Source organism: Streptomyces sp. DvalAA-43, assembly GCF_900091725.1.
GTDB lineage: Bacteria > Actinomycetota > Actinomycetes > Streptomycetales > Streptomycetaceae > Streptomyces > Streptomyces pulveraceus.
In genome coordinates, this window is the sequence record NZ_FMBW01000095.1 from 26,724 (window position 1) to 52,619 (window position 25,896).

Annotated in this window: 27 protein-coding genes and 2 pseudogenes; 10 read left to right on the forward strand and 19 right to left on the reverse strand. The window is 70.8% G+C overall.

Features of this window, described 5'->3' with window-relative positions:
• Positions 1-73: 73 nt before the first annotated feature.
• The 3 genes from GA0115234_RS39940 to GA0115234_RS39950 form a co-directional block, all read right to left on the reverse strand.
• Positions 74-478 carry a GFA family protein gene (locus GA0115234_RS39940; RefSeq protein ID WP_093551635.1) on the reverse strand — a complete coding sequence of 135 codons (405 nt, stop codon included), beginning with the start codon at positions 476-478 and terminating at the stop codon, positions 74-76.
• Positions 479-1,382: 904 nt separating this feature from the next.
• Positions 1,383-1,553: a hypothetical protein gene (locus GA0115234_RS44035; RefSeq protein ID WP_237542126.1), complete on the reverse strand. Its 171-nt coding sequence runs from the start codon at positions 1,551-1,553 to the stop codon at positions 1,383-1,385.
• 630 nt (positions 1,554-2,183) lie between these two features.
• A complete protein-coding gene (locus GA0115234_RS39950; RefSeq protein WP_256088931.1) occupies positions 2,184-3,095 on the reverse strand; it encodes an ATP-grasp domain-containing protein in 912 nt (303 codons plus the stop codon).
• Positions 3,096-3,328: 233 nt separating this feature from the next.
• Between GA0115234_RS39950 and GA0115234_RS39955 the strand changes: the two genes are divergently transcribed.
• Positions 3,329-3,586, forward strand: a complete 258-nt coding sequence (locus GA0115234_RS39955; RefSeq protein ID WP_256088932.1) for a hypothetical protein — start codon at positions 3,329-3,331, stop codon at positions 3,584-3,586.
• 32 nt (positions 3,587-3,618) lie between these two features.
• On the opposite strand, the gene GA0115234_RS44040 is transcribed toward GA0115234_RS39955, so the two are convergent.
• Positions 3,619-3,765, reverse strand: coding sequence for a hypothetical protein (locus tag GA0115234_RS44040; RefSeq protein ID WP_237542130.1), 147 nt, complete (start codon positions 3,763-3,765; stop codon positions 3,619-3,621).
• Between the two features lie 62 nt (positions 3,766-3,827).
• Here GA0115234_RS44040 and GA0115234_RS44045 point away from each other — a divergent pair, with 62 nt between their 5' ends.
• Positions 3,828-4,106, forward strand: coding sequence for a hypothetical protein (locus GA0115234_RS44045; protein ID WP_237542131.1), 279 nt, complete (start codon positions 3,828-3,830; stop codon positions 4,104-4,106).
• Between the two features lie 75 nt (positions 4,107-4,181).
• Here the strand turns inward: GA0115234_RS44045 and GA0115234_RS39965 are convergent, their stop codons facing one another.
• The 4 genes and pseudogenes from GA0115234_RS39965 to GA0115234_RS39975 all read right to left on the reverse strand — a co-directional run bounded on the left by GA0115234_RS39965 (position 4,182) and on the right by GA0115234_RS39975 (position 6,461).
• Positions 4,182-4,889, reverse strand: a complete 708-nt coding sequence (locus GA0115234_RS39965; RefSeq protein WP_093551639.1) for a B3/B4 domain-containing protein — start codon at positions 4,887-4,889, stop codon at positions 4,182-4,184.
• 44 nt (positions 4,890-4,933) lie between these two features.
• Complete coding sequence (locus GA0115234_RS44570) at positions 4,934-5,128, reverse strand: hypothetical protein (RefSeq protein ID WP_365356529.1); 195 nt, start codon at positions 5,126-5,128, stop codon at positions 4,934-4,936.
• A gap of 80 nt (positions 5,129-5,208) precedes the next feature.
• Positions 5,209-5,580, reverse strand: a pseudogene (locus GA0115234_RS44575) (FMN-binding negative transcriptional regulator); the annotation flags it as partial.
• Between the two features lie 44 nt (positions 5,581-5,624).
• Entirely contained in the window at positions 5,625-6,461 is an 837-nt protein-coding gene (locus GA0115234_RS39975; RefSeq protein WP_093551640.1) for an EamA family transporter, read from the reverse strand.
• Positions 6,462-6,577: 116 nt separating this feature from the next.
• On the opposite strand from GA0115234_RS39975, the gene GA0115234_RS39980 reads away from it, so the two are divergent.
• Positions 6,578-7,162 carry a helix-turn-helix domain-containing protein gene (locus GA0115234_RS39980; RefSeq protein ID WP_093551642.1) on the forward strand — a complete coding sequence of 195 codons (585 nt, stop codon included), beginning with the start codon at positions 6,578-6,580 and terminating at the stop codon, positions 7,160-7,162.
• Positions 7,163-7,337: 175 nt separating this feature from the next.
• On the opposite strand, the gene GA0115234_RS39985 is transcribed toward GA0115234_RS39980, so the two are convergent.
• The 3 genes from GA0115234_RS39985 to GA0115234_RS39995 all read right to left on the reverse strand — a co-directional run bounded on the left by GA0115234_RS39985 (position 7,338) and on the right by GA0115234_RS39995 (position 12,296).
• Positions 7,338-9,563, reverse strand: a complete 2,226-nt coding sequence (locus GA0115234_RS39985) for a WD40 repeat domain-containing protein (protein ID WP_161275751.1) — start codon at positions 9,561-9,563, stop codon at positions 7,338-7,340.
• Between the two features lie 4 nt (positions 9,564-9,567).
• Positions 9,568-11,478, reverse strand: a complete 1,911-nt coding sequence (locus tag GA0115234_RS39990) for an outer membrane protein assembly factor BamB family protein (protein WP_161275752.1) — start codon at positions 11,476-11,478, stop codon at positions 9,568-9,570.
• A gap of 227 nt (positions 11,479-11,705) precedes the next feature.
• Positions 11,706-12,296: an isochorismatase family protein gene (locus GA0115234_RS39995; RefSeq protein ID WP_093551648.1), complete on the reverse strand. Its 591-nt coding sequence runs from the start codon at positions 12,294-12,296 to the stop codon at positions 11,706-11,708.
• Positions 12,297-12,667: 371 nt separating this feature from the next.
• On the opposite strand from GA0115234_RS39995, the pseudogene GA0115234_RS44050 reads away from it, so the two are divergent.
• Positions 12,668-12,826, forward strand: a pseudogene (locus tag GA0115234_RS44050) (histidine phosphatase family protein); the annotation flags it as partial.
• A gap of 264 nt (positions 12,827-13,090) precedes the next feature.
• Here the strand turns inward: GA0115234_RS44050 and GA0115234_RS40005 are convergent.
• Entirely contained in the window at positions 13,091-14,107 is a 1,017-nt protein-coding gene (locus GA0115234_RS40005; protein WP_093551650.1) for a carbon-nitrogen hydrolase family protein, read from the reverse strand.
• 447 nt (positions 14,108-14,554) lie between these two features.
• Between GA0115234_RS40005 and GA0115234_RS40010 the strand changes: the two genes are divergently transcribed.
• Positions 14,555-15,172, forward strand: coding sequence for a TOPRIM nucleotidyl transferase/hydrolase domain-containing protein (locus GA0115234_RS40010; RefSeq protein WP_093551652.1), 618 nt, complete (start codon positions 14,555-14,557; stop codon positions 15,170-15,172).
• 565 nt (positions 15,173-15,737) lie between these two features.
• Here GA0115234_RS40010 and GA0115234_RS42705 read toward each other — a convergent pair.
• The 3 genes from GA0115234_RS42705 to GA0115234_RS40025 form a co-directional block, all read right to left on the reverse strand.
• The gene (locus GA0115234_RS42705) at positions 15,738-15,911 is read right to left on the reverse strand and encodes a hypothetical protein (RefSeq protein WP_176729407.1); all 174 of its coding nucleotides are present in this window, start codon (positions 15,909-15,911) and stop codon (positions 15,738-15,740) included.
• 230 nt (positions 15,912-16,141) lie between these two features.
• Positions 16,142-16,654, reverse strand: a complete 513-nt coding sequence (locus tag GA0115234_RS40020) for a hypothetical protein (RefSeq protein WP_093551654.1) — start codon at positions 16,652-16,654, stop codon at positions 16,142-16,144.
• A gap of 76 nt (positions 16,655-16,730) precedes the next feature.
• Positions 16,731-18,161, reverse strand: a complete 1,431-nt coding sequence (locus GA0115234_RS40025) for an amidase (RefSeq protein ID WP_093551656.1) — start codon at positions 18,159-18,161, stop codon at positions 16,731-16,733.
• Between the two features lie 141 nt (positions 18,162-18,302).
• Here GA0115234_RS40025 and GA0115234_RS40030 point away from each other — a divergent pair, with 141 nt between their 5' ends.
• Entirely contained in the window at positions 18,303-18,947 is a 645-nt protein-coding gene (locus tag GA0115234_RS40030) for a TetR/AcrR family transcriptional regulator (RefSeq protein WP_093551658.1), read from the forward strand.
• A 45-nt stretch (positions 18,948-18,992) separates the two neighbouring features.
• Here GA0115234_RS40030 and GA0115234_RS40035 read toward each other — a convergent pair whose 3' ends face one another.
• Positions 18,993-19,949 carry a LysR family transcriptional regulator gene (locus tag GA0115234_RS40035; RefSeq protein ID WP_093551659.1) on the reverse strand — a complete coding sequence of 319 codons (957 nt, stop codon included), beginning with the start codon at positions 19,947-19,949 and terminating at the stop codon, positions 18,993-18,995.
• Between the two features lie 92 nt (positions 19,950-20,041).
• Here GA0115234_RS40035 and GA0115234_RS40040 point away from each other — a divergent pair, with 92 nt between their 5' ends.
• Complete coding sequence (locus GA0115234_RS40040) at positions 20,042-20,887, forward strand: alpha/beta hydrolase (RefSeq protein ID WP_093551661.1); 846 nt, start codon at positions 20,042-20,044, stop codon at positions 20,885-20,887.
• A gap of 102 nt (positions 20,888-20,989) precedes the next feature.
• On the opposite strand, the gene GA0115234_RS40045 is transcribed toward GA0115234_RS40040, so the two are convergent.
• Positions 20,990-21,940 (reverse strand): helix-turn-helix domain-containing protein, encoded by a 951-nt coding sequence (locus GA0115234_RS40045; protein WP_093551663.1) that lies wholly within the window; start codon positions 21,938-21,940, stop codon positions 20,990-20,992.
• Between the two features lie 70 nt (positions 21,941-22,010).
• Here GA0115234_RS40045 and GA0115234_RS40050 point away from each other — a divergent pair, with 70 nt between their 5' ends.
• The gene (locus GA0115234_RS40050) at positions 22,011-22,343 is read left to right on the forward strand and encodes a cupin domain-containing protein (RefSeq protein WP_093552005.1); all 333 of its coding nucleotides are present in this window, start codon (positions 22,011-22,013) and stop codon (positions 22,341-22,343) included.
• A 222-nt stretch (positions 22,344-22,565) separates the two neighbouring features.
• Here GA0115234_RS40050 and GA0115234_RS40055 read toward each other — a convergent pair whose 3' ends face one another.
• Complete coding sequence (locus GA0115234_RS40055) at positions 22,566-23,507, reverse strand: SDR family oxidoreductase (protein WP_093551665.1); 942 nt, start codon at positions 23,505-23,507, stop codon at positions 22,566-22,568.
• Positions 23,508-23,629: 122 nt separating this feature from the next.
• On the opposite strand from GA0115234_RS40055, the gene GA0115234_RS40060 reads away from it, so the two are divergent.
• Positions 23,630-24,193 carry a TetR family transcriptional regulator gene (locus GA0115234_RS40060; protein ID WP_093552006.1) on the forward strand — a complete coding sequence of 188 codons (564 nt, stop codon included), beginning with the start codon at positions 23,630-23,632 and terminating at the stop codon, positions 24,191-24,193.
• 130 nt (positions 24,194-24,323) lie between these two features.
• On the opposite strand, the gene GA0115234_RS40065 is transcribed toward GA0115234_RS40060, so the two are convergent.
• The gene (locus GA0115234_RS40065) at positions 24,324-24,560 is read right to left on the reverse strand and encodes a hypothetical protein (RefSeq protein ID WP_176729409.1); all 237 of its coding nucleotides are present in this window, start codon (positions 24,558-24,560) and stop codon (positions 24,324-24,326) included.
• A 355-nt stretch (positions 24,561-24,915) separates the two neighbouring features.
• On the opposite strand from GA0115234_RS40065, the gene GA0115234_RS40070 reads away from it, so the two are divergent.
• A complete protein-coding gene (locus GA0115234_RS40070; protein ID WP_161275753.1) occupies positions 24,916-25,875 on the forward strand; it encodes an SDR family oxidoreductase in 960 nt (319 codons plus the stop codon).
• Positions 25,876-25,896 lie beyond the last annotated feature (21 nt).

Here is a 25,896-nt window from a genome sequence, read left to right on the forward strand (position 1 = left end):
CCGCCTGGCCCGGACACGCCGTCCATGACCCGACCGTCGTCGGCACTCACCGGGTCGCCCCGAGGTCGGCAGATCAGAACGTCGGCCGGGTGGAGGGAATGGGCGGAAGCCAGGTGGGGGTCCTGTCGCGGAAGCTGTGACCGATCGGGGTGATCTCGTCGCAGTCGTCCAGGGCCGAGAGGCAGACACCGAGGAGATCCTCCCCGTCACCCGCCGCCCCCAGGGGCGTGGCGCACACGGGACAGAACCACCGCTCCAACGTGGGCCAGGACCGGAACGAGGCGGGCATGCCGGGACCGGTCCAGGTGAAGGCGGTCCGCTGGAAGCCGACCCAGCCCATGAAGGGGCCGCCGGACAAGCGGGTGCAGTGGGGGCAGGAACACAGGTGGGGGTCGTAGGGCTCGCCGGTGGCTTCGAAACGGATGTGCCCGCACAGGCAGCCGCCGGTGAGCACCTCTGGTGTGGAGTCGTCGGTCATCGGGTTCCTCGCTGTCGGGTGGTGGACGCGCGTCGCTGGGCCGCAGAAGCGCAGCGGGGCGGGTGGCGCCGCGGTGGACGGCAGCCTGGCACGGTGGCTCGGCGGCGAGGCTTCGGCCGTGTGGAATCGGGCCATTGCTGCCACCGTGACGCCGCGCGGCGTGCGTCTTCGCCGCGCAGTTGCTGCACGGAGCGGCCAGGGATTCAGGTTGGCCGGAAACCCTCGGAGCAAGCGGCCGAACGGGCGACCATCCCTCGAACGAGGACGTTTGGGAGGGCCGTCCCCGTAACGCTGGGCATCCGCTGCAGATTCGTACACATGCCCCGCATTGCCCTCGCTGTCACCCGTTACGGCGAGGCAGAAGCCCCGTTTCTAGAGCATCCGTGCCATCCGACGGTCTGCTGGAGGACACGATGAATCCTGCACTCGCTCCCTGTGCCTCAGCCCCTCGGATTCGAACGACGGCTGCTCGTCCGGCCATGCCGTCTGAAGTCCTGGACCTTTCACGACTCCGCTCACTTCACTCCCTCCCCTGCCCGTCATGTCGCTCCGCGACGTTGACGCTCACCCTGCTTTTGTCGCAGTCAGTAGCCGTCGGATGTTCCGTGCGCCGATACATCCTGGCGATGGCTGCACACTGGACGGCCATCGCCAGCGCCATGGCCAGGCGGATGCCGGGCAGCCCCGATCCCGACAGGCCGTATGCAAGCGCGAGTTGGAGTGCCACGCCGCACGCGGTGATCCGCGCGAGGGCCGGGCTGCCACCACTGCCCTCGAACACCCCGCCCAGCTGGAGCGGGAGGCGGAGCAGCGGTACCCGGGGATCTTCGAGCGCCTGAACACGGAACGCTCGGCAGCCGGGGCCACTGTCCCCCTCGTGGTGCTGGCTACCGGTGGCCCGGGTTCACGAGGTGTTGGCACACACCACTACACCAGTATCGGGACGGACGTCGAAGACGTCTTCCGCATGCAGGGCATCCCCCTGCCGACGGACGCTCGCATTCCAGTCTTCGTAGACCAGGTGGTAGTCATCGGCCAGCTCGTCATAGAAGTGTGCCACCGATATTCCAGGCATGGCGCGAAGGCTACCGTGGCTGCTCTCCGCAAGGCACCGCAGACGCTGGCACCTGTGATCGGCGTGACGCTCACCCCGCTGGCGATCGTGCCGTCATCTCTCGGCCAGTGAATCGGTTTCCGTGGCGCGCACGCCAGGGTGAGTCCCGACGGCCCCGGATTCCGACGGCGTGCACTGGAAGTGTTCTAGGTTGAAACGCATGAGCATGCGGGGGCGGTGTTACCGGTACGTCGGACCGGTCGATCTCGAAGCGGTGGTCCGACCGGGCAGTGGTGGCTGCCGCATCGGCTCGACGACGGACTTCGGCGTCTGGGTCGATGAGCGATCGGCGACGGAGCCGGCCGAGCCGTTCCGTCGTGGGCATGGGGATGATCGTTCCCAGCCTGTCGACAGGCTGCCCGGATACCGATCCGGAACCCTCCAGCAACCACCACGCCGTGGGTGTCATCCGTCTTCCCCGCTGAGCCTGCCGTTTCGACCACTGGCCTGGCGCGCGGTCATGGCGGCGGCGGGCCTTCTCGTGATAGCTCGGTCACCGCTTCCGAGCCGCCGCGAGCACGGTTCGAGAAAGTTGACAGACTTCGGAGCAGGACGGGTGAACAGGGTGCGCTCCGCACGGGGAAGGCTGTCTCAGGCAGGTCCTGGCTCCGTGTGCGGCCAGGCTTTGAGGCGGCGGTCGATGCAGTCGGTGATGGCGGGAGCCACCGCTGTCATCTGAGGACGCCAGCCGGGGACGGCGTTGACCTCGCAAATGGTGTACGTGTCCTCGGAGGCGAACAGGAGGTCTACCCCGGCGATCGCGAGTCCCACGGCCCCGGCAGCCCGGACGGCCAGGTCCTCCGCCTCCGGATAGCGGCCCAGACACAGGGTGGCAGTGCCTCCCTGCCCGACGTTCGAGGTGAGACTACCGTCGCGGGAGGTACGGACCGCGGCGGCCACGGGTACGCCGTCGACCACGATCAGGCGCAGGTCCCGGCCGTGCGAGTGGGACACGTATTCCTGGAAGAGGTGCGGTGTCTCATGTGCCAGGGCGCCCGCCACTCCGTGCAGCAGATCTGCGTCGGGGGCGAGGAACACCTGCTTGCCCTTGTGGCCGGTGACCGATTTGACCACGCACGGCGTGTCGATGTGGCGGGTGCGTACGACGCCTTCCAGGGGGGCGGTCGCGTAAGAGAGAGTGTCGGGCACCGGCAGTCCGGCACGGGCCAGTTCCTGCAACTGCCAGATCTTGTTCCGGCACACGAGCTGCGCGTCCAGCGGGTTGAGGAGCGTGGCCCCCATGCGCTCCAGATGCCGCAGGAGGGTCACCTCTCGGTCGTAATGCATCGAGCCGGGCATCTGACGCACGCACACGACCTTCGGGGCTGGAATATCCGCGCCGCCCAGCGTCCGCAGAATCAGCTTCCCCTCACGGACACCGAAGACGAACTCGTCGGTGTGCCAGACGGCGAACCGAGGTCCGTGGAGCGCCACGAGCGCGTCGACCAGCTCGCGGGTCGCGCCTTGCAGCGGAACCGGACGCTCTCGTACCAGCAACCACACATCGACAGGTGACAGTAACGCCGCGCGCGCCATACCTGCCCCCCTTTCCCGCCTCGGCACCAGGACGGTAGAAACTTATCCCGGCGGACGAGAGGCCATCACGAAGTCCTGCAGCTCCGCCAGGTCAACTCACGGCACGTTCTCCGAGCCGCTGTCAGAGCCGACGGTGTCGAGATCGCCACGTCGGCGATTGCGGTGTCGGAGTCGGAGTCGGACAACGCTACAACGTGGCCGTGATCGAGGTGCGCGGCGGCGTGGGCCGCCCGCCGATGCCGGAGACCGCGAGCGAAGCGATGCCGTCGGACGACGAAATCACCCACGTCCGCCGACTGGTGCAACGCGTCCGCCAGGACCTCGAAGACCTCACCGACGAGGACCGCTCCCAGATCCAGAAAGCGATCACGGTGGTCCGCCGCACCCGCACCGTCTCCCTCGGCATGCCCCGCATCCGCCAGCCACTGCCCGACCTGCGTCCCGGAAGAACCGCATGACCAACCCCATGGCCAACGGCCGCCGTGCCGACTCAGCCCGCCGCCGCGAACGCGTCCTCACCGCCCTCGACACCGCCCTGCGAGACAACCAGGACATCACCGTCTCCGGCCTCGCCCGCGCGGCACGCGTCGACCGCACCTTCCTCTACCGCCACCGTGACCTGCTCGAACGCGTCCATGCCGCCGCCATCACCCCACCGCAAGACAAGAGGGGCGGATCGCGGCGGTCAGCCGAGTCTCAATGCAAACCGACCTGGCCAACGCGCTGGAGCGCAACAGCCGCTTGTCGTCCAGAGTGCGGCAACTGGAGAAGCGTCTGTCCGCCATACCCGGCGAGGCGGCCTGGACCGAATCCGGCCTCGGGGCTGCGACCGACATCGACCAGCTCCAGCGACGCATCACGATGCTCGACCAGGAACTCGTTGCCACACAAGGTCGACTCGACGAACGGACCGAAGAGCTGGAGGCCGCCCGCTCCGCCAACCGCGAGCTGACACGAGCCCTGAACCAACGCACGTGAACGGCCCGGACGAGCTCACGGAATCTTGGAAAGCTTCCCTGCCGCGGGTCCGAGGCTGAGGACCGGGGCCGATCCTCAGATGGTGAACTGAGGCTGGTCCGGGCTGAGGTAGTACACGGCGGTCTGTTCGGCATGTGGGACGAGGAGCCCCTGCAGTTCCAGCGCTGCGGCCTTGAGGAGGTGGCCGTCGCGGGTGGTATGGAGGGTTTCGAGAACGAAGGCGACGTGGGTGGAGTCTTCGGTGACTCGGGTGCGGTGGGCGTCGCGGTGGTTCCAGTGGCGGGTCAGGACGCCGGTGGTATCCGTGTAGATGATCTCGCCGGGCTTAGGGTTCTCGACGGCCTCGGGCTCGCCAAGCGGGGTGAATTCCTCGGTGCCGTCGGCGTACCGGATGTCGACGTCACCGGTGACGTGGTCGAGATCGAAGGCGCCGGCGGGCAGGCCGTGCTGGACGGATACGGTGTTGTAGGAGTCGACGGCCGGGTTGATGCGCGGCAGGGTTCCCTTCTTCGTGAGGCGGCGGCCGAGCGCGTCGACGCTGGGGCGGATGCGGCGGGGGTTGGTGCCGAAGGAGCGGTAGGCGGTGTGCCACGCCTCGATCCTCGGGTCGGTCTCGTCGGCGGGCTGCCAGGTGCCATCGGCGAGCTGCTGCTCCAGGTCCTGAAGGGCGGTGGTGGTGGAGGGCCAGGACTCGTGGCCGCGGAGGCCGGTGGCGGTGACCACGGCGATGAGGGTGTCGGGGAAGGCGTCGGCGACGGCGGGGGCAATACGGAAGGCGGTCATGGAGGGCTCCGTTACTCGGTGCGTGTGGGCGTGCGGGGTGGGGGTTACGGCTTCCAGGGGCCGAGGCGGTCCAGGCGGCGGCGCTGATGCCGTGCGGTGGGAACGTCGAGATCCTGTCCGCGTTCGGTGAGGCGGTCGGCGACGTCGGCCCGCTGTTCGACGGGCTTGTGGTCGTCGTACTTGGACTTCGCCCGCACGTCGGTGACCTGAAGGCGCAGGCCGCGGATGCCGGGCAGCATTCGGCCGTAGGGCGGCCGGTCGACAGCGACCAGGGCGTGATCGCCGTCGGGCTGGAAGTGGGCGAGCTGGCGGCGCAGCAGTTCGGCCTTGGCCTCGGGTCGTCGACCAGGTGGGCGTGGCAGGTGAACTGCACGGCCGCGTAGTAGCTGGTGGGGACGCCGTCGGTGGGCGGGATGTCCGGCTTGGCGCGCCAGGGGCCGGGGATGAAGGCGTAGTCGCCGATGACGGTGAAAGTGACGTTCGGGTCGTGCTCTATCACCTTCCAGACCGGGTTGGGCCGGGCGAGGTGGATCAGCAGGTCACCGTTGTCAGTGGTGAAGTGAGTGGGGACGACGGTGGGCGGCCGGCCGGGCGGGCCGTTGACACTGAGCTGTCCGAAGTCGTGGCCGGCGGCGATCCAGGTCTGCCATTCGGCCTCGTCCAGGGCGGCGTCCCAGGGTTGAATGAACATGCTTCTCTCCTTGCGCGATCCATGGGTCGGGCCGCGCGGTGGGCTCAGGTCAGGGCGAGGAGGCTGACGGCTACGGCGGCGGCTCCGAGCCCGACCAACTGGCCTCGGTGGATACGCTCGGCGAGCACGCTGCGGGCGAGCAGGACGGTGCCCGCCGGGTACAGGGCGGTGATGACGGCGACGACGGCGAGGTCCCCGCTGCGGGCGGCCATGAGGAACAGCAGGTTCGCCAGCGAGTCCAGCACACCCGCGGCAGCCGACACCGCGTAGGCGGGCCGTTCGGATCCCAGTCTGCGGAACATCAGCCCGGCCGCGGCCAGGGTGATGGCCGAGGAGACCGCGCGGCCCACGATCAGCGGTGCCACCCCGCTGTCGGATGGCGCCTGGTGCAGGAAGACCAGCTGGAGCGCGATGGCCGCGCCGGCACCGAGGGCCAGCAGCAGGGCGGTACGCGGTGGCCGCGCCGACCCTGCGCCGTGACCGGCACTGACCATCACCACCGCGGCCAGCGCGAGCGGCAGGCCCACCAGTCCCGCGACGCCCAGGTGCTCCCCCTGGAACAGGCCCACGCCGACGGGAAGTATGGCGGACACCAGCGCTGTCACGGGCGAGAGCACGTTCATGGGGCCGATCGCCAGGGTGCGGTAGAGCAGGGAGAACGCGGCAGCCGAGGCGACTCCGGACGCGGCACCCCAGCCGACGGCGCCGACACCGAACGAGGCACCGAGCACCGGCCACAGCATCAGCTCGACCGCGAGGGAAGCCGGGGCCGCGATCATCACGGTGCGCAGAACGTGGACCTTGCGGGCGCCGAGGCCGCCGAGGAAGTCGGCGCACCCGTAGGCCAGGGAGCTGCCCAGTGCCAGCAGCAGAGCGATCACGACACATCCCCTACTATTCAGTGAAACGACCGAACCGTACAACGGACCGACCGTCTCGTGTCAACCAACCGACCGTACGGTGCATTCCAGTGGTCCACCTGCAAGGAAGTGATCGGATGACCGAGACGGACGCGGCTCTGCGGACGCTCGCGCACAACGTCAGGGCGGCACGCACCCGCGCCGGGCTCTCCCTGGACGAACTCGGCCGACGGGCCAAGGTCAGCAAGGGCGCCCTGGTCGCGCTGGAGAAGGCGCAGGGGAACCCGAACTTCGCGACCCTGGTCCGGCTGGCCGATACCCTCGGCGTCTCCGTGTCCGCCCTCATGGAAGGGCGGACCGAGGGCCGTGTCCGCGTTGTGACCGCCGACACCATGATGCCGTTGTGGACCGGCGAGCAAGGCGGCGAAGCCCGGCTGATGCTGACGACATCCGGCCCGGCCCCGGTCGAGGTCTGGCGGTGGCAGCTTCGGCCGGGCGAGGAATACCCCAGCCATCCCCACCAGGCCGGGGTCGTCGAGACCATCAGTGTCACCTCCGGCGGGATGACCCTGGTGGTCGACGGCGCCGAGCACTCCGTCGAAGCCGGGCAGACCGCTGCCTTCGACGGCGACTCCCCCCACGCCTACCGCGGTGTCGGCACCGAAACCTGCCACCTGATCATGACCGTCCACCTGCCGCCCGGCCCCGCCTCCACGGCCTGACACCCACAACGCAGGCCGATGGACACGCCTTACGAGCCGACTGCTCGTTGAGCGGCATTCGCCGACCACCCTGCTTCCCCCCTTCGGCCGCCTTCGACAACCAACCGTCGAGTCCGGGCTGAGCGCCCTGGCGGACCACCACACGGAACCACGCGCACTGGTCCGGACAGCCGGATCAGCGGAGAGCATCCGCGAGGTCTGCCCGGGGCAGCAGGGCCAGTTCATCGGCGAAGCCGACCAGCAGAGCGCCGCCGTCGACGGAGGTCACGCTGTGCACCCGGTAGGGAAGGCGCAGGGCCCGGAGAATCCGGGTGTGGGTGTGCAGGTCCCAGGCGCGGACGGTGGCGTCGTCGCCACCGGTGACGGCGATGGTCCGGTCGTCGAGCGTGGTGAGGGCCAGGTCCGCGATCCGACGGCGGTGGCCGTACAGCGGCTCGCCGCGCTCCCGGCCCGTCGCCAGGTCCCAGACCCTCGGGTGCGGGTCGTACCCGGCGGCCGTGACGGCGACGGGCGTGCCGTCCACGAGGGCCGTCGCGACCCGCTCCACCGCGCGGGTGTGACCGTGGAGCGGCCGGCCGAGCGAGGTGCGGTCGGCCAGGCCCCAGATCCGGACGGCGCGGTCGGCGTGACCGGTGACGAGGGTGGTGTCGCCGCCGACCGCGATGGCGCCCAGCGCGCGCACGCCCCGGTCGTCGCCGGTGGCCAGGGGCGGTCCGGTCTCCTGCCGTGCGGCCAGGTCCCAGATCCGCACGGTTCCGGCCCGGGTGCCCACCAGGGCGAGGGTCCGGCCATCGACGACGACCGTCGCGAGGGCGGTCGGTTCCGTGTCCCGGCAGTCGAGCGGCGCCCCGAACGTCTCACGGGTCTCCAGATCGGCGATCCGCACGAGTCCGTCCCGTCCCGCGGTGAGCAGGAGGGTGCGCCCCTCCACGACGGCCGTGGCCATGCCCATGGCCAGGACGGCGCCGGTGTGTCCGGGCAGGGGCCGGGTGGCACGCGGACGGGCGAGGTCCCAGAGGTCGACCGTGCCGTCGTACCGGCCCGTGGCCACGACCGGTCGGCGGCCCACGGTGGCCGTGGCCAGCGCCGCGGTCTCCCGGCCCGGCCCGTCGAGGGCGTCGCCGCCGTGTCGATGTGCGGTGAGGTGCCACGTACGCAACTGGCCGTCGGAGGACCGGGCGACCACGACGGGCCGAGCGTCCACAGTGGTGAGCCCCACCTCGCGCACCGGCTGGTCATGGCCGGTGAACGCGTCGGCGAGCTGCGTGCCGGTGAGCGGGTCCCACACCCGGAGGGTGTTGTCCAAGCCTCCGGTGATGGCGAGGATGCGACCGTCGACGCGGGCGGTGGTGACCGCGCTGACGCGGTGGCCGTGGCCGGTGAGTGGGGTGCCGATCTGCCGGCCGGTGGCCAGGTCCCAGACACGGGCCGTGTGGTCCTCGCTCGCGGTGACGGCCAGGGTCCGGCCGTCACCGCAGGTGGTGGCCACCGCCAGGACCGGCGCGGAGTGGCCACTCAGCGGCGGGCCGACCGGGCGGCCGCTGAGCAGGTCCCGGACCAGGACGTGAGGGTCGTACTCCCCCGCGGTGACGGCGACCGGGCGGCCGGCCACCCGCGCGGTCGCGACGGCGGTCACCCGGCCCCGGTGTCCCCCGACAGGCTCGGCGACCTCCCGGCCGGTCGCCGGGTCCCAGACCCGGACCAGCCCGTCCCAGCCGCCGACCAGGAGTGTCCTGCCGTCCACCTGCGCGGACGCCACCGCGGTGACGCAACCATGGGCCACGGCGAACGGCTCGCCCACCGGCTCGCCGGTGCTCAGGTCCCAGGACCGTACGGTGTCGTCGGGCCGCTGCCGGTCGGTGTTCCAGTGCCGGTCGCACGCTTCGTGGCCGGTCAGGACGAGTACCCGCCCGCCCGCCTCGACCGAGCCCAACACCCTGGCGTCCTGCGGGGGCTTGAACAGGTCCGCCGAGGCCCCGTCGAGCACGTCCAGGGCCCGTACCTCGCCGAACGGACCGGCGTCCACGGCGACCAGACGCCCGTTCCGCACGGCCAACGCCGCATGCACGCCGTCGCAGCGCAGCACCCGCACGGTCCGCTCGTCGACGAGTCGTCCCGTCGCCCAGCCGACCCGCCAGGGCGCGGTCGGCTCCCCTGGCGGCGTGGCCGAAGCGAACCGTGCGGCCAGGCCGGGCCACCCGAAGCGGGCCGCCTCCAGGGACAGCAGCTGGGCCCGGCCCACGGTGTCGGCCCCGATGAGCCGCCGGGCCACCGAACGGTAGACGGTCTCCGTACGCCGCCCGGCCTCGTCTGCCGGAGGCGGAGCCGTACGCAGTACCTCGTCCGGATCGGCGCCGACCAGGCGGACCACGTCGGTCCACACCCCCTGCTCCTCTCCCATCTGCTCAGACCCGCATCCTGCGCCGCGCCCGGACGGGCTTGCGGCCTGTCTCGGCGTCCACCGCGAGCACCGTACCGGCGTGCGTGCCCACGTAGACGACCCCGTCGGCATGGACGGGGCCGGTCCCTCGGCCATCCAGTGCGTGCCGCCACAGGACCACGCCCGTGCTCAGGCTGATCTTGAACAGCCCGCGGCCGTACTTGGTGCCGACGATCCACCCGGACGAGCCGCAGATCGCCGGGGAGGAAGCACCGTAACGATCCGGCAGGTGCCAGAGGAGCCCGCCGTCGTTGCCGTCCATCGCGTACACGCCACTGTGGCTGTCGCCCACGAAGACCAGGCCCTCGGCCAGCGCCGGGGTGCTGTCGACCACGCCGGCCGCCTGTGCGCCCCAACGCTGCTGGCCGGTGGCGGCGTCATAGGCGTACAGTCGGCCGGCGCCGGTGCCCGCGCAGACCATGCCTCCCGCGACACTCGGGGTGCAGCAGCTCAACTGGGCGGCGGTGGAGTCCTGGTGCCACAACTCCTCGCCGCTCACCGCGTCGAAGGCGGTCAACTGGGCCCGCGCGCCCTGCACATAGACGCGGCCGTCGGCGACCGCCGCCGCGGCGGCCGACCCGTCGGGCAGCCGCCGAGCCCAGCGTTCCTCGCCGGTCGCGGCGTCCAGCGCGCGGATCCGGGAGGCATCGCGCAGCAGGTTGGCCGGGTGGTGGACGAGGTGGAGCAGGCCGTCGGCGACCACCGGGGCGCCCGAGTGGCCCACCCGCTGCCGCCAGCGCTCCTGCCCGTCCGCGGCGTCGAGCGCGTGCAGCACGCCGGACTGGCCGACGACGTACACCGTCCCGTCGGCGACCGCCGGTGTCTCCTTCAGGGCGCCGACCGCGTCGAAGGACCAACGCGCCGCGCCCGTCACCGCGTCCAGCGCGTAGCAGCGGCCGTCGGAGCAGTTGACGTACACGGTGCCCGCGCAGACGACCGGAGCGGCCACGACAGCGTCCGGCAGCCGCACGCTCCACGCCTCGAAGCCGGCCGGCAGTGTGCCCTTCGGATAGACACCGGTATGGGCCGGGCCCCCGCGGAACATGGCGGACGGTCCGCTGCCGGGCCGGGGCCCCGGCCCTGCGCCGGCAGTGGGAACGGCGTCCGAAACGGCCCGGGGCACGGTGTCCGGCACGGCCGGTGGCACCGCATCCGCCGAGCCGCCCTCGGCATCGCCGGGATTCCCCTCCGTCTCCACTTCCATCTCCGTCTCCGCCGCCGCACGGCCCTCGCCGACACCAGGGGCCGCACCCGCTGCCTCGCCCCACAGGCCCGGGTCCATGGCCTCCACCAGGTCGACCAGGGAACGCAGTTCGGTCAGGATCGTGTGGGAGTCGTCCTGCTCCCTGCGCGACCCTGGAGGCGCCGCGTAGACGAGGTAGCCGCCCTCCACCTGCCACTGCAGCCAGCGGCGGTCGTCGGCGAGGTCACGCACGGCCGGGGTGAGGAGCCGCGCCGCCACCTCCGGGTCCACGCTCTCCACCACATGGTTGGCGTCGTAGGCCAGGTCACCGATCTCGTACAGATCACGGTCGGGGCGCTCGGTGACGAGCCGCTTCAGCAGCGGAACCATGGTGTCCACGGCCAGCGAGTGCCGGCTCACCGCGACCAGCGGGAGCACGGCCGGCAGTTGGACGAGGTATACGGTGCGGGTGGCCGAGGGGTCGTCGGTGACACAGTCGAAGACGCTGAACCAATGGCCGTCCAGGGTGCCACTCACGGCATCCAGGGCCCTCGCCTTCTCGGCATCGACACCGAGCGGCGCCGCGCACAACTGCATGCGCTCGGGATGCCAGTCCGTGTACGTCCACCTGCGCTCCTTCGCCAGGCGACGCCGCGCTGCACTGTGATCCCGCTGATCCTTCTTCCTCGACATGCCCTCCCCCTCCCAATGGCCCAGGGAGCCTACCTCGCCCCCAACTCCCTGAGTGGCAAGGGCGCCAGGCCTCACACCGGGTGACGCGTCGACCACGGTGATCCGGGCTGGCTGGTGACGGATGGCCAAGCGCACGGCATGCCGGGCCGGTTCGGCGGGACCGCAGTCAGTGGCCGGCCGAACCCATCGGTGCATGTCCCGACCACCACCTGACGGGACCAGCCGGTTCAGGCGGCGACGACGGGGTGGCCGCTCAGTGCGACTCCGGCTCGGCGCAGCTCGTCAACTGCGGTGCGTGTGGTGTCGGCGGCGACACCGGCGGTGTAGTCGAGCAGGACCCGTACCGTGAAGCCCGCGCGTACACCGTCCAAGGCGGTGGCTTTCACGCAGTGATCGGTTGCGATGCCGACGACATCGAGGTCGGTGACGTCACGGGCCTTGAGCCAGGCGGACAGTGTCGTGCCGTCCTGGGTGAAGCCTTCGAAACCGCTCTTCGATGCGGAGTGCGCGCCTTTGAACACGACCTCGTCGACGTGTCCGGATTCGACGGCGGGCGCGAAGTCCGGATGGAACTCGCCTCCCTCGCTGCCGACGACGCAATGCACGGGGAACGATTCCTGGAAGTCCGGGTGGTCGGAGAAGTGGGCACCCGGGTCGATGTGGTGGTCACGGGTGGCGACGACGAAGGCGTACCGCTCGTCAGGGCGCCGGACCAGGTCGGCGATGGCCGCTGCCCGGTCCGCGCCGCCCTTCACCGGAACGCTGCCGCCTTCGCAGAAGTCCTTCTGCACATCGACGATGATCAGTGCACGACGCATGGAATGGGCCCTTTCCCTCGGATATGGCCAATCCCCCGATGGTCGCCTTTCCATGAGCGGGCGGGCTCGCCCCTCGCCGGTCGTTCACCCGACCGGCGAGGCACGCACGGCAATGAGGTGCAATGCACTCTCCTGTGCGGGGACGCTGGGCCGGAGCAGCCGGCCGCATCGAAACACTCACGAGCAGTGGAGCTGTTCTCCTCGGATCTCCAGCGCACCCTGCGGACTGGCCGAGGAGGTGGCCGAACGGTTCGGTGTGAAGCCGGTACTGGATCGCAGGCTGCGGGAGAAGTCCTACGGTGGGGCAGGGGGGAAGGCCCCAGGAGCGGCTGGACCGGCGCTACGTCCCACCGCCGGCTGTCGGGGAACGGATGAACCACGACGAGAGTGTGGCGGGTGCGGAGACCAAGGCCGTGTGTGCGCAGCGTATCCACGCAGCCATGGACGAGATCCTGCAGAGCCCTTGCGCACACCAGATCATCGTGACGCACGGCGGTTCCCTGACGTTCGTCGTGGCGTCCTGGATCAGGATGCCGATCGAGTCGGCAGGTTCTGCCGGTTTCCGGGCGCCTTCAGACAGCATCACCACACTGCGGGAGGACGACTTCTTCCACAACCGCCAAGTCGTCAGCCTCGGCGATACCCGCCATCTCCCCAGGTCCGGGCGATGTTCCGGCCTTCCCCGAGCCGGCCGAGCACCAGCAGATCCGGCCACACCGACGACCCGGAATCCGAGGGGTTCGCGGCGCGGGAGTCCTCCCGTACCCGCGAATCCCTCGGATTCTGTTTCGGCGCTAGAAGGTCGCGGTCCGGTCTTGGCTGCGCGGGTCGGTCACCTGGTGCTCGGCGTAGACGCCCGCGCGCGACTCGCGGCGCCAGGGACGCGCGTGGGTCACCGATTCGACGGCGGCCTCGGAACTGTCGTCAAGGTTCACCACTGCCACGGATGGCGTGCCGTCCGCGGGGCACCGCTCAATCCAGTCGCCGTTGGGTGCGATGACTCCGGACGGTGCGGTGGCGCTGTGCTGTGCGGGCACCGAGAAGCTGACCCAGTAGCTGTTGACCGCGGCGTGGCCCTGCGCTTGGGCGGAGGCGGCCCCCGGGGAGACACCGGTCGTGGAGAGCAGGACGCAGCCCACGTCCAGCTTCTCGTATTCGGCGAACAGCTCCGGGTAGTGGATCTCCATGCCGATCAGGCAGCCGAAGCGCACACCGTCGACGTCGAAGGTCACCGGCGAGATGCCCGGCGAGTACATGTACGAGACCTTCGTCTTCGACAGCAGGCGCTCGTCGTATCGGGTGACGACCTCGCCGCGATCGGAGATGACGTAGAGGCTGTTGTGCGGGCGGTGCGGCCCGGTCAGACGGTGCACCGAGGCGATCACCGTCCACAACCGCAGTTCGCGTGCCAACGCGGCGATCGCCGCCAGCTCCGACTGGAGCACGGGCCACTGGCACCGGTCCCAGTCCGCCGGGCCGACCGCGTCCGGGCCGTCGACGGACAGGACAAGCTTGTTGGGAAAGCAGATCGCACCTTCCGGGAAGTGCACGATCCTCGCGCCCCGTGTGCCGGCCTCGCGCATCAGCGCACGGACCTCACGGCCGCTTTCGCGCAACGCTTCAGCGTCTCGGGGGTCATCGCGTACGGGGGTCTGCGCCACGGCGAGCCGTACGCTCCTGGGGTCCCTTGCTTCCGGCATGACGTCTCCTGAGGGAGTCGGTCGGAAGTGCCGGAGGGCGGACGTGTAGGACTCGCCGGTCTTGGCGGCGCGGGCACGCACCTGGTGCTTGAAGTTCCTACGGGCAGTCATCTCGGCCTTCCACGCCCAGAGCGACCGTTCCCCAGCAACCTCGCCCGAGGCGATCGGGCTGCAATGACGACCTGAGACGCTGGTCCCTTTGCCTCCGATGGGAGACCGTGCTGGGGACGGTCGCGGGAGGTTCGGCGTAGGCCACGCAGTTGGTCATCATGCCGTCGCCCGTGGGCGCCGTCAACATTCTTCAGCGGGGACGCCGGCGTCGGACATCCCCTGCTCTCCCTCGCCGCCGCAGGGGAGTGTTCGCCTCCGCTCCCCCACTCATCTGCGCATACCAGGGTGGGGGTCCATCGTGCCGGCTGCAAGCCCCGGTGGTGTGGACTTCTCCGCTCTGGTCCCCGGGTCGGTCAATACGGGTGCCCGTGCTTCGGGCTCCGGTTCGCCAGTTCGCTGGTCGATAATCGTGTGCCGTGCCGGTCGGCGGAAGGGCAGACTTGCCGCATGGCGGGCATGCAGGCTTTTCAGGACGCGCTCACTCGCTGGGCGGCCGGCGGTCCCGGCGCACCGGCGAGTGATCTGGCCGTACGGCTGGGGCTGCGGACGGCGGTGCTGTTGGAAGGACCGAGCGACCTCGCGGCTGTCGAAGTGCTGGCCGCACGCCGTGGCCGGGATCTCGCCGCCGAAGGGGTGTGTGTCGTGGCGATGGGCGGGGCCATGAGCGTCGGCCGCTACGCCGGTCTGCTCGGGCCGCCCGGTCTCGGCCTGCGGCTGAGGGGGCTGTGCGACATGGGCGAACAGAGCTTCTACGACCGGGGCCTGAAGCGGGCGCGGGCGCCGCACGAGGGCTTCTTCGTATGCGTGGCGGATCTGGAGGACGAGCTCATCCGCGCGCTGGGCACGGCACGGGTCGAGGAGATCATCGGGGCGGAGGGCGACCTGCGCGCCTGGCAGACCTTCCTGCGCCAGCCCGCGCAGGACGGTCGGCCCCGGCAACAGCAGTTGCGGCGCTTCCTCGGCACGAAGAAGGGCCGCAAGATCCGCTACGGCCGTCTCCTGGTGGAGAGCCTCGGCCCCGGCCAGGTACCGGCTCCGCTCGACGACCTCGTCACGAGCCTGTGACCGGCGCGCACGAAGGCGCGGTCGCAGCCGCCTGGGACACTCTGTCCCGCCGTCCCGCCCGAGGTGGCCTGCAGGAGAGCTCCCTGGTCGGCTGACGCGCCGAGTGCGACGGTGCTGTGCGCCGAGGCGCGGCGCGGCTGCTGTCACCCCGGCCCGACCGAGGGACGCCCACCGCCGCCCTGTCCCGCTCGCCGCTCCTGCTCGTGCTCCTGCTCAGCCCGTACGAGGAGGACTTCTGCGCGCCGTGGCTGACAGGCAGTCGGCGATGGCGGCATGGCTCTGGGCCTCCTGCGCGTGAGCCAGGGCGACGCTTTCGCGACTCGCCAGGGTCGACAGCGCGGCCTCCGCCTTGATGCCCTCGTACCGGCCCAGCTCAGGGCACCCGGCACACGTCGCCGGCATCGTAAAGAAGCCATGCCCAGCGCTGCAGCGCCGGAGCCAGCGTGATCGCCACGCACAGGCCGACGACCAGCGAGTACGCGGCCCAATTCCGCATGTACGCGGATCCGAGGCCAGGGTTTCCATGCCGGTAGTCGGTGGAAGCAGAAGACCAACGCGAGCAGTGTCACCCCGATGCCCCGATGTATGTGGCGAACCACTGCCAGGACCCCTGCGCGAGTGCGGCCGTCAGCACTCCGCCGAGTGCGATTCCGATCACCCCGGGCTGACCGGGGGTGGCCTGTCCCGAGCCCGTGGAGGCCGGTTGCCGGGCTTCCTGAGGGCTGGGGCGGTCGTCCATGGTCTCTCCCGCATGGTTCGGAGGCCCTCAGCATCCGGGCACGACGCGCCCGGACCTGGCGCCATGCCGAACCTGCCCGGAAGTGCCGCCTGGTTGGCGGGGCTTCCGGGCAGGGCGCCGTCGCCGAAGAACGGCCGGGGGCCGGAACCGTTCGTACGCCGCCGCCCCGCCCCGGGCCCAGATCCAGGCCCCGGGCCGTCCCGGGTCTCCGAAGTGCAACGAGTGGTTCATCACTCGTCGTCGATGCCCTCCACGTCGACCGGCCGTGTTCCGTCGAAGGTCACGAGGATTCCGTGCGGGTCCCCCAGACGGAACCTGCTCTCGGCGAAGCGGATCGCCCAGGTCCGGTCGGCCCACACCGTTGCTTCGGGAACGGCCAGTGGCAACTCCGGAAGGTCCAGCCAGCCCAGTTCCTCGGTCGTGAGCTCAAAGCACCGTTCCCGGAGCCGGATACGGCAGTACTCCAGGGCTTGATCGACCAAGGCATCGAAACGGCTCACAACAACGTGAGCGAGTTGGAGGGTGGACTCCTCCGGCGCGGCCGCCGGCTCGACGACCAGACTCACCCCGGCCGGCTCCGTGCCCGCCGGACGCGGAAAACAGCCGGTCCAGCAGGCCAGCGACGGAGGGCTCTCCGTCCGTTCCAGCATGAGCCCGGCGACGAGCAGGGATGCGGGCAGCTCCGCGCCGACGCCGGGCTCTTCCGTACACGAGCCGGTCGATGACGCGCCGTTGTCAGACATTTGCACAGCCTAAGGGCTGTCCCGGTCATGGAGTTGACCCAAGGACTCAAAGGCGCGGAGACTCAAAGGATCAAGCTCAATCGGCCCGGCCTCCCGCCCACGGGTCGACCGGGGCGAGAACCCCGAGCCGGTCCTCGATCGCCTGGGCCGCGTCCAGGCACAGGTCCTCCCGGAACGCGCGGCCGACGATCTGCACCCCGGAAGGGAGCCCCTCGGCCATGCCGGTCGGTACGGCCACGCCGGGGACGCCCACGAAGCTGGTCACGGTGCACAGGCGCATTCCCGACCCGACCCGGTCCCTGCCCGGCCTGTCACGCGACTCCAGCCCCGGCCCGACCGGGGGCTCGGTGAACACCGGGCCGAGCAACAGCGGGTACTCGTCGAGGAATTCGGCCCATGAGCGGCGGATGTTCATCCAGGTTCCCATCACCTTCATCAGCTCGTCCGCGCTCACGGGCGGGGTCCGCTCCATCGTCATCCCGATGAATCGGTCCCCGCCCTTGCCGAGCAGTTTGCGTACCGCCGGCCAGTTCGGAGCGAACTCGGTCATGGTGATCCGGTCGTACGCGTCCAGGGCCTCGCCCATCCGCGGTACGTCCCGCACCTCGCGCACGTCGTATCCGGCGTCGCGGAGCGCATCGGCCGCGGTCTCGATGGCTCCGCGCACCGTCGGGTGGACGCCGTGCCCGCCGGGGTCCGCCACGACCGCGACCTTCAGCGGCCCGGCGAGCGGTTCGCCGTAGGCGGGCACCGGAACGGCCCGTGGGTCTCGCGGGTCCGTCCCGGCCAGCACCTCGTAGGCGAGCCGGAGATCGCCCACGCGCCGGGCCAGCGGGCCGTCGGTGACCAGTATCTGGGATGCCGGGCCCGGGTCGTCCGGCCCGAGAATGCGGTGGTCGGCGGGGAACCGGCCCGTGGACGGCTTCAGCCCGGCCACACCGCAGAACTGGGCCGGGATGCGCACCGACCCGCCGGAGTCGTTTCCGAGCCCCAGCGCCGCCATGCCGGTGGCGACGGCCACCGCGTCGCCTCCGCTGGTACCCCCCGGGGTCCGGCTGCTGTCCCACGGGTTGACCGTGTCTCCGAACAGCTCGCTGCGGGTGTGCATCCCCGCCAGGATCAGGGTGGGGATGTTGCTGTGTCCGATGGGGATGGCCCCGGCCGCGCGCAACCGTGCCACCGGGGGTGCGTCGGCCGGCGCCACCAGATCACGGAAGCGTTCCGTGCCGAACGTGGTCGGCACGCCTTCGACGGCGGTGCTCTCCTTCACCGTGAAGGGCACGCCCGCGAGTGGTCCGAGCGTTTCACCCGCGGCCCGCTGCCGGTCCATCCGTGCCGCGGCCCGGCGTGCGCGCTCCGCCAGGAGCTGCGTGACCGCGTTCACCCGCGGGTTGACCTCGGCGATGCGGTCCAGGTGGCTGTCGACCAGTTCGGCCGCTGACACTTCTGCGTTGCGCACAGCCTCCGCCTGCTCGGCGGCCGACATCTTCCACAGGGCGTCCTGCATGGCCCTCTCTCCTCGCTCACGTACCGATGCGCTTGCATCGAAACAGTACCCCTGGAACCGATACGAGCGCATCGAATAAAGTGCACGGGAAAGCAGTGCGCTGTGAAGCAGAAGCGTTGTGAAACAGGAAGGCGGCCGGGCATGCCCAGGCAGGTCGATCACATGAGCAGACGCCGCCTCATCGCCGAGGCCGTCTGCCGCCTCGCCGACGAACGCGGGCTGGAGGGCGTGACCCTTCGCGATGTCGCCGCCCGTGCGCAGGTGTCGATGGGCGCCGTTCAGCGTTGCTTCCGTACCAAGGAAGAAATGCTCGTGTTCGCCCTCGGGCACATCAGCGACAGGGTCAGCGAGCGCGTACGGGCCCGCCTCGTCAGGAGCCCGGCCCAGTCGGCCGCCACCGCCCTGGGACACGCGGCCGCCGAGATCTCACTACTCCGGGACGAGCACCGCGCCGAGGCCAGGGTCTGGCTCGCCTTCGTCGCGCAGGCGGCTGTCAGCCCGGCACTCGCACAAACGCTGAAGGCGAACTACGCAACCCTGCACGAGGCATTCACCCAGCTCATCGAGGAAGCCGGGGAAGACGCCGACCGCTCCGTTCCCTTCGATCCGCGCCTTGAGGCCCGCACCCTCCTCGCCCTGGCGGACGGCCTCACCACGCACGTCCTCATCGGCCACCTCACCCCGCAGGAGGCCCACGATGTCCTCCACGCCCATCTGTCCGGCCTCTGGGAGCAGCCGGTCCGGCCCTCTCACGCCGACTCGGACCCCACACGGCGGCATTCCTGAACACGCGCCCATGGCCCACCGTTCGCCCTGAAGAACGGCCGTCGGTCAGTGCCGGCCTCCGCGATGAGCTCCGCCTCGTGTGCCGAGCCGGTGGTCGAGTGCGACGCCGACGTCGGGGCAGTTCTTGCGGATGACGTCGAGGAAGGCGTTCAGCGCCGGGGAGCGGTCCTGCGCGGCGAAGGACAGGACCAGATCGGGCAGCGGAGTACGAGGGGCCACCTCGCAGAACCACGTGCCCGCCCGCGGTGCCGACAGCATGCGCGAGGGCCCCAGGCCGACGCCCATCCCGCAGGCGGCAAGCCCGATGATGGTGTGCACGTCCCTCGCGACGGTCGCGCCGGAGAGGGCCGGGGAGTCCTTTCCCAACAGCGCGCGCAGCCCGGTGATGACGGCGGGTTCGTCCTCGCCGGACGCCACGATCAGCGGCTGCCGCCGCAACTGCTCCACACTCACCGACGGTTGTCCCGCATAGGGGTGGCTGCTGCTCACGACCGCGATGAGGTGGTCGTGGCCGATCGGGACGGACACCAATCGCTCGACGCCGACGCCCTGCGGCGGGCCGAGGGTGATCGCCACGTCCAGGTCACCGGCGACCAGGACAGATGTGCTGCAGCTGGTCGCCATCTCGTGGAGTTCAAGTTGCACGTCGGGCCGTTCGCGGCCGAACCGGCAGAGGACGTCCGGCAGGGGTTCCAGCAGAGCCGAGGCGATGAACCCGAGGCGCAGTCGGCCCGTCTCGCCGCGTGCGGCCCGTGCCGCGTCGACCGAGGCCGCCGCGATCTCGTCGAGCGCTCTGCGGGCGCGGGCGAGGAAGGCCGTACCCGCCGCCGTCGGGAACACTCCCCGCCGGGTGCGGTCGAACAACCGGGCACCCACCTCGCGTTCGAGATCGGCGATCTGCTTGGACAGCGGAGGCTGCGCAATGCCGAGGGCGCCTGCCGCCCGGCCGAAGTGCGCGTGCTCCGCCAGGGCCAGCGCGTACCGCAGGTGTCGCGCTTCCATGTCGGCCTCCCGGCGATATCTCCGGAGTATCGCGGATCAGTGTGTCAGATCTTTCACTGTATGGCCGGGGCCGGGTCACGTGGAATGCAGCCATGACTGAACTCTCCCCTGTCGACACCGTCTTCGTCTTCGTGCACGGGGCCTGGCACAGCTCCGGACAGTGGGCGGCGACGCAGCGGGCACTCGCCGGGCGCGGCGCCGCGAGCGTGGCCGTCGACCTGCCGGGGCACGGCTTCGACGCGCCGCTGCCCAGCGGATATCTGCTACCCGGCCAGCCGGGCCTGCTGACCGAGCAGTCCCCGCTCGCCTCCGTGACGATGGACGACTGTGCCGAGGTGGTTCTGGACACGCTGCGTCAGGTCCGCCGTTACCGCAGTGTCGTGCTCGTCGCGCACAGCGCGGGCGGCGGGCCCGCGTCGCTGGCCGCCGAGCGGGCGCCCGAGCTCGTCGACGCGATCGTCTACCTGTCGGCGTTCGTCCCCGCCGGGCGGCCACGGTTCGTGGACTACCTCGGCTCCCTCGAGAACGCCACCGCCCGGGGACAGGGCCTCCATCTCGGCGACCCCGAGGCGCTGGGTGCCATCCGGATCAACCCGCTCTCACCGGATCCCGCCTACGTCGAGGAACTGCGGCAGACGCACTACCAGGACACCCCGACGGAGCGCTTCGGCCGCTGGCGCTCGGCGCTGAGCACGGACCTCCCGCTGGCGATCCCCACCACACCGGTCGTCGTGACCTCCTCGCGGTGGGGACGGATTCCACGGATCTTCCTGCGCTGCGCGGACGACCAAGCGCTGACGCCGCCCGTGCAGGACCTGATGATCGCGGAAGCCGACCGGGCCGTGCCCGAGCACCCGTTCACGGTACGGACCCTCCCGGGCAGCCACAGCCCGTTCGCCGCCCGCCCCCATGAGCTCGCCGCTGCTCTGCTGCCATGAGCGGCGGACACTTCGTACCGCCGGTGGTGCGCCCGGCGCGGGGCACCACCGGCTGCCGGCCGCCGCGAGTTCGCCGCCGTAGCCGGTTGAACCGGTGCGGTGTCATCCCGGACCGGCCCGGAACGCCCGGCGGTACGCCCCCGGCGTGGTACCCAGCATGCCGAGGAAGCGTCTGCGGAGGTTGGTGGCCGAGGAGAGACCTACGCGGCGGGCGACGGCGTCCAGGGGGAGGTCGGAGGACTCCAGCAGGTCCCGTGCCGTGGCGATCCGCCGGGCAAGCAGCCACTGCCCCGGGCTGGTGCCCAGCTGATCGGCGAACCGTCGGGCGAGGGTGCGCGTCGAGACGCCCGCGTGCGCGGCCATGGTCTCGATGGTCATCGGCTCGCCCAGTCGCCCGGTGATCCATTCCAGCAACGGCGCGAGTGTGCCGTCGATCTGTCGGGGATGCGGCGGTGCCGCGTACTGCAGCTGTCCGCCCTCACGGTGGGGCGGCATGACCATGGTCCGTGCGACATGTGCCGCGTACCGGGCGCCGTGGTCGTTACGGACCAGGTGCATGCACAGGTCGATTCCGGCTCCGGCGCCGGCGCTGGTGGCCACGTCACCGTGGTCGACGTACAGCACATCCGGGTCGACGCGGACCTGCGGGAAACGCGCGGCAAGGTCGTCGGCCCGTGCCCAATGGGTGGTCGCCCGGCGTCCGTCGAGCAGCCCGGCGTGCGCCAGCGCGAAGGATCCGGAGCAGATACTGACCACCCGCGCCCCGCGGGAGTGCGCGTGGCGCAGCGCCCGGACGACCGGAGGCGAGGGTGGCTCCTCTGTGGGCGGCCAGCCCGGGACGATCACGGTGTCGGCCCGGTCGAGCGCGTCCAGTCCGTCGGTCACGAGCATGTCGTATCCGGCGTGCGTCGTGACCGGGCCGGGGTGCTCGGTGCACACGCCGAAGGCGTACCGCGTCGGGAGTCCCTGCCGTTCGATCCCGAACACCTGGGCCGCGCAGCCGAGTTCGAAGGTCGATTGGGGTGGATGGACGAGCGCCACTACTCGATGCATGGCAGGAAAGTACCGTGAGATGTCATTCATGACACTCGGCGGGGCGACGGCCGCCCGTCAGGCTGACCCCATGACGACGGAACAGAACGCGCCTGCCTGCGAGTGGTCCACCGTCCGGGACGCTCCGGTCCGCGAACTCTTCCCGGGTATCCGCCTGCGCCCGCTGTGGAACGGGGACAACGGTGCGAAGGCCTACGTGCTGGAGATGGACGCGAACACGCGCTGGCAGGGGGTCGATGTCCACGAACCCGGACCCGAGGAGGTCTTCGTGGTCTCCGGCACCTTCAACGACGGCGACCGGGACTACCCGGTCGGCTCCTTCATCCACGCCCCCGCGGGTTCCTCGCACGTCCCGCAGACGACGACGGGGTGCACGTTGTTCCTGTTCTATCCAGAAGGCTAAGGGCTGTCCCGTAATCCCTGGTGGATCAGCGTGCGGCGTCGGACGCGGTGCATCGCAAGGCGGAGGGACGCCCGAATACTGGATGTATTCGGGCGTTCCGACAACGCGGCGAGGTGCCGTGGCCGTCGTCGCACGCCCACCAGGGATTACGGGACAGCCCTTAGGGACCCTTGTTCGGGGGCGTGTGCCCGCCGCACGGCTCGCCCGGCTGCGCAGTGCGCTTCAGGCGGACGGGGTGATGAAGTAGTGGCCCTTGTCGAGATCGTCGATGAGCCCCGGCCGTGTCGGCTGCCAGCCCGTCAGTTCCCGGGTCAGCGCACTGGAGGCAGGCTGGTCCATGGAGAGCACCGCGGAGAGCCAGCCGAAGTGCTCGGCGGCCTCCTCGGGCGGGACGGCGGCCACCGGAACGTTCAGATGGCGGCCGATCACCTCGGCGATCTCGCGCAGGGACACGCCCTCGTCGGCGACGGCGTGCAGCGTCGAGCCTGCCGGGGCCGCCTCCAGGGCGATGCGGAACATGTGCGCGGAGTCCAGGCGGTGGACGGCCGGCCAGCGGTTGGCCCCGTCGCCGTAGTGGCCCGCCACGCCCTTGTCGCGGGCGGTCCGGACCAGGGAGGCGACAAAACCCTTGTCGCCTTCGCCGTGGTTGGTGCGCGGCAGCCGTACGACGGATGAGCGGACGCCTCGGTCGGCGAGGGAGAGCACCCACTCGGCCGTGGCCAGACGGGTCACCATGCCGACGGCCTCGGGCGGGACGGCGTCGAGCGGGACGTACCCGTGCCCGTCGCGCTCGGTCGCCGCACGACCTGCCTCCACGGGTGTACCGGAGGCGAGGACGAACGGTTTGCCGGTGCCGACCAGCACCTCCCCCATCGTCTCGGCCGCGCGCCGGTCGGCATCGGCGGCGCCCCTGAAGTCGCCCTGCGCGAAGGCGACTTCGTGATGGAACGCCAGGTGGATCACGGCGTCAGCCGCGGCGGACGCCTCCCGCAGGACGTCGAGATCGTCGAGGGAGCCACGGACCACCTCGGTCCCGGCCGCGGCAAGAGCGTCGGCGGAGGCGTCCGAACGGGCGAGGCCGACGACCTGATGACCCCCGGCCATCAGGTCGGGGACGAGCGCGGAGCCGATCCAGCCGGACGCGCCGGTGACGAAGACACGCATGTGAGGGACCTCCTTGTGCCACGGCCTGCGCCGCCCGGCGGCACGGCCACGAGGGTCGATGTCAATGACTGACATCAGCGTAACGGGTGATGACAGAGACTGTCATCGCTATGATCGGGGACATGGGACGATGGGAGCCGAACGCGCGCGGGCGCCTGGAGCAGGCGGCGCTTGATCTGTTCAGCGAGCGCGGGTTCGACGCGACCACCGTCAAGGAGATCGCCGAGCGCGCGGGGCTGACGGAGCGCACGTTCTTCCGTCACTTCGCCGACAAGCGCGAGGTTCTGTTCGGCTCCAGCCCTCTCCAGGAATCCCTCGTCACCGCGCTCGACGCCGGTCCGGACACCGTGGCGCCGATCGACGCGATAGCCGTAGCCCTGCGGGTCACGGCCGATCTGCTCCAGGAGCGCCGGGAGCTCGCCCGTCGGCGCCAGGCCATCATCGACGCCCACACCGAGCTCCAGGAGCGCGAGCTGATCAAGCTCGCCTCGCTCTCCTCGGCGCTCGCCGACGCGCTGCGCCGGCGTGGCGTCGCGGAGCCGGCCGCGAGTCTGGCCGCCGAGGCGGGGATAGCCGTTTTCAAGATCGCTTTCGTGCGCTGGGTCAATGAATCGAACCGGCAGGACCTGCCGGAACTGGTCCAGGACGCGCTCGACGAACTCAAGGCCGTGACCGCGGGCAAGTGACCGTCGCCGCCTCCGCGCCGCCCGGCGCACGGTCGCGGCGCCCCCCGCGCCGGGCGAACCCGTCCGGCTCGTCGGTGACGGAGGTGTTCGTACCGAAGCCCCGAGCCACCCGGTCCGCCGACCGGCGGAGTCAGCGTTCCCGAATACGCCACCACCACCAGCGCCCGGCGGTCCACTCGCTCACCCGGCCCGGGTTCGGGAGGGTACGACGCTCGAACTCCACGTCGATCCGCTCCACCAGGCGACCCAGATCCGCTCGGGCTCCCCGGGGCAGATACCGCAGCGCCACAGCGAGGTCGTCGCGGGCGTCCTCGATCTCGATGCCGGGACTCTCGCCGGGGCCGGTCAAGTAGCGTCCCGGCTGCATGAAAGCCCACTCGAACCGGCTCAGGGCATCGGCGACTGCGTCCGGCCAGAGATGTTCGGCTTCAACACGTCGCACTGCCGCCCGGGTTCGGGCCGATACGCCCGCGATGCGACAGACTCGTATATGTCTGGGCGGCCGCCACCGCTCGGCGCGGACGGCCTTCGGACGCCTACACGGCATCGGCCTTTCGGATCAGAACCATGCCGGCATTCTGCCACGGCCCTCGCCTTCGGAGAGGGCCGGTGGACTCGGCTCCGCTCCGGCGTCCGCCCCGCAGGCCCCACGTGCACTCCGGCAGGAAACCCAGCGAGAAAAGGCGACATGATCTGTCGCCTTTAGCATGCACCGTAGTGCCATGAGCAAGCACACGAACACCCAGCACACCAGCCAGGACGGCCCGCTCGCCGGTCGGATCGCGCTCGTCGCCGGAGCCACCCGCGGCGCCGGACGCGCCCTCGCCGTCGAACTCGGCCGCGCCGGCGCCACCGTCTACGTCACCGGCCGTACCACCCGCGAGCACGTCAGCGAGGTCGGCCGGACCACGGAGACCATCGAGGGAACCGCGGAACTGGTCACCGCGGCCGGTGGCACCGGTATCGCCGTTCCCACCGATCACCTGGACGAGGAGCGGGTACGCGCCCTTGTCGGGCGGATCGACCGCGAACAGGGGCGGCTCGACATCCTGGTCAACGACCTCTGGGGCGGCGAGCACCTGCTCACCGGATCCGTCTTCGGCAAGAAGAGCTGGGAGACACCGCTCGCCGACGGCCTGCGCATCCTCGAACTCGGCGTCCGCTCGCATGTGATCACCGCGGCGCTCGCCCTCCCGCTCCTGGTGCGCTCGGACGCGCCGCTGCACGTGGAGGTCACCGACGGCACGGCGGTCTCCAACCGCCGGTACCGCGAGAACCTCTACTACGACCTCGCGAAGAACGCCCCCATCCGGATCGCCTTCGGACTGGGCCAGGAACTGGCGGAGTACGGAGGGACGGCCGTCGCCGTCACGCCGGGCTTCCTGCGCTCGGAACAGATGCTCGCCCACTTCGGCGTGCGGGAGGAGAACTGGCGCGACGCCATCGCCCAGGAGCCGGGCTTCGCGGTCGCCGAGTCGCCCCACTACCTCGCCCGCGCGATCGCCGCCCTCGCCGCCGACCCGGACCGGGCCACCCGCTGGAACGGGAAGTCCACCTCCAGCGCGGAGCTCGCCAGGACGTATGACATTCGGGACGTGGACGGCAGCCGGCCCGACGCGTGGGCGTACTTCGAGGACGTCACGTACGCCGGGAAGGACAGCTCCCCGGACGACTACCGCTGATCACCGGTCCCGCGCCCGCTG

What these genes read in the sequence shown, in the direction of transcription:
- GA0115234_RS40060 (WP_093552006.1), top strand. Translation starts at nt 23,630, where the DNA reads ATGGGACGATGGGAGCCGAACGCGCGCGGGCGCCTGGAGCAGGCGGCG.
- GA0115234_RS39990 (WP_161275752.1), bottom strand. Translation starts at nt 11,478, where the DNA reads ATGTCGAGGAAGAAGGATCAGCGGGATCACAGTGCAGCGCGGCGTCGC.
- GA0115234_RS40045 (WP_093551663.1), bottom strand. Translation starts at nt 21,940, where the DNA reads ATGCATCGAGTAGTGGCGCTCGTCCATCCACCCCAATCGACCTTCGAA.
- GA0115234_RS44570 (WP_365356529.1), bottom strand. Translation starts at nt 5,128, where the DNA reads ATGCTGCCCGGCATCCGCGGCCTGCGCCTTCAGGTCACCGACGTGCGG.
- GA0115234_RS40025 (WP_093551656.1), bottom strand. Translation starts at nt 18,161, where the DNA reads ATGCAGGACGCCCTGTGGAAGATGTCGGCCGCCGAGCAGGCGGAGGCT.
- GA0115234_RS40055 (WP_093551665.1), bottom strand. Translation starts at nt 23,507, where the DNA reads ATGCGTGTCTTCGTCACCGGCGCGTCCGGCTGGATCGGCTCCGCGCTC.
- GA0115234_RS44045 (WP_237542131.1), top strand. Translation starts at nt 3,828, where the DNA reads ATGCAAACCGACCTGGCCAACGCGCTGGAGCGCAACAGCCGCTTGTCG.
- GA0115234_RS40005 (WP_093551650.1), bottom strand. Translation starts at nt 14,107, where the DNA reads ATGACTGCCCGTAGGAACTTCAAGCACCAGGTGCGTGCCCGCGCCGCC.
- GA0115234_RS40070 (WP_161275753.1), top strand. Translation starts at nt 24,916, where the DNA reads ATGAGCAAGCACACGAACACCCAGCACACCAGCCAGGACGGCCCGCTC.
- GA0115234_RS44035 (WP_237542126.1), bottom strand. Translation starts at nt 1,553, where the DNA reads ATGCCTGGAATATCGGTGGCACACTTCTATGACGAGCTGGCCGATGAC.
- GA0115234_RS40040 (WP_093551661.1), top strand. Translation starts at nt 20,042, where the DNA reads ATGACTGAACTCTCCCCTGTCGACACCGTCTTCGTCTTCGTGCACGGG.
- GA0115234_RS40030 (WP_093551658.1), top strand. Translation starts at nt 18,303, where the DNA reads ATGCCCAGGCAGGTCGATCACATGAGCAGACGCCGCCTCATCGCCGAG.
- GA0115234_RS42705 (WP_176729407.1), bottom strand. Translation starts at nt 15,911, where the DNA reads ATGGACGACCGCCCCAGCCCTCAGGAAGCCCGGCAACCGGCCTCCACG.
- GA0115234_RS39940 (WP_093551635.1), bottom strand. Translation starts at nt 478, where the DNA reads ATGACCGACGACTCCACACCAGAGGTGCTCACCGGCGGCTGCCTGTGC.
- GA0115234_RS40065 (WP_176729409.1), bottom strand. Translation starts at nt 24,560, where the DNA reads ATGCAGCCGGGACGCTACTTGACCGGCCCCGGCGAGAGTCCCGGCATC.
- GA0115234_RS40010 (WP_093551652.1), top strand. Translation starts at nt 14,555, where the DNA reads ATGGCGGGCATGCAGGCTTTTCAGGACGCGCTCACTCGCTGGGCGGCC.
- GA0115234_RS39965 (WP_093551639.1), bottom strand. Translation starts at nt 4,889, where the DNA reads ATGACCGCCTTCCGTATTGCCCCCGCCGTCGCCGACGCCTTCCCCGAC.
- GA0115234_RS44040 (WP_237542130.1), bottom strand. Translation starts at nt 3,765, where the DNA reads ATGGACGCGTTCGAGCAGGTCACGGTGGCGGTAGAGGAAGGTGCGGTC.
- GA0115234_RS40020 (WP_093551654.1), bottom strand. Translation starts at nt 16,654, where the DNA reads ATGTCTGACAACGGCGCGTCATCGACCGGCTCGTGTACGGAAGAGCCC.
- GA0115234_RS39980 (WP_093551642.1), top strand. Translation starts at nt 6,578, where the DNA reads ATGACCGAGACGGACGCGGCTCTGCGGACGCTCGCGCACAACGTCAGG.
- GA0115234_RS40035 (WP_093551659.1), bottom strand. Translation starts at nt 19,949, where the DNA reads ATGGAAGCGCGACACCTGCGGTACGCGCTGGCCCTGGCGGAGCACGCG.
- GA0115234_RS40050 (WP_093552005.1), top strand. Translation starts at nt 22,011, where the DNA reads ATGACGACGGAACAGAACGCGCCTGCCTGCGAGTGGTCCACCGTCCGG.
- GA0115234_RS39995 (WP_093551648.1), bottom strand. Translation starts at nt 12,296, where the DNA reads ATGCGTCGTGCACTGATCATCGTCGATGTGCAGAAGGACTTCTGCGAA.
- GA0115234_RS39985 (WP_161275751.1), bottom strand. Translation starts at nt 9,563, where the DNA reads ATGGGAGAGGAGCAGGGGGTGTGGACCGACGTGGTCCGCCTGGTCGGC.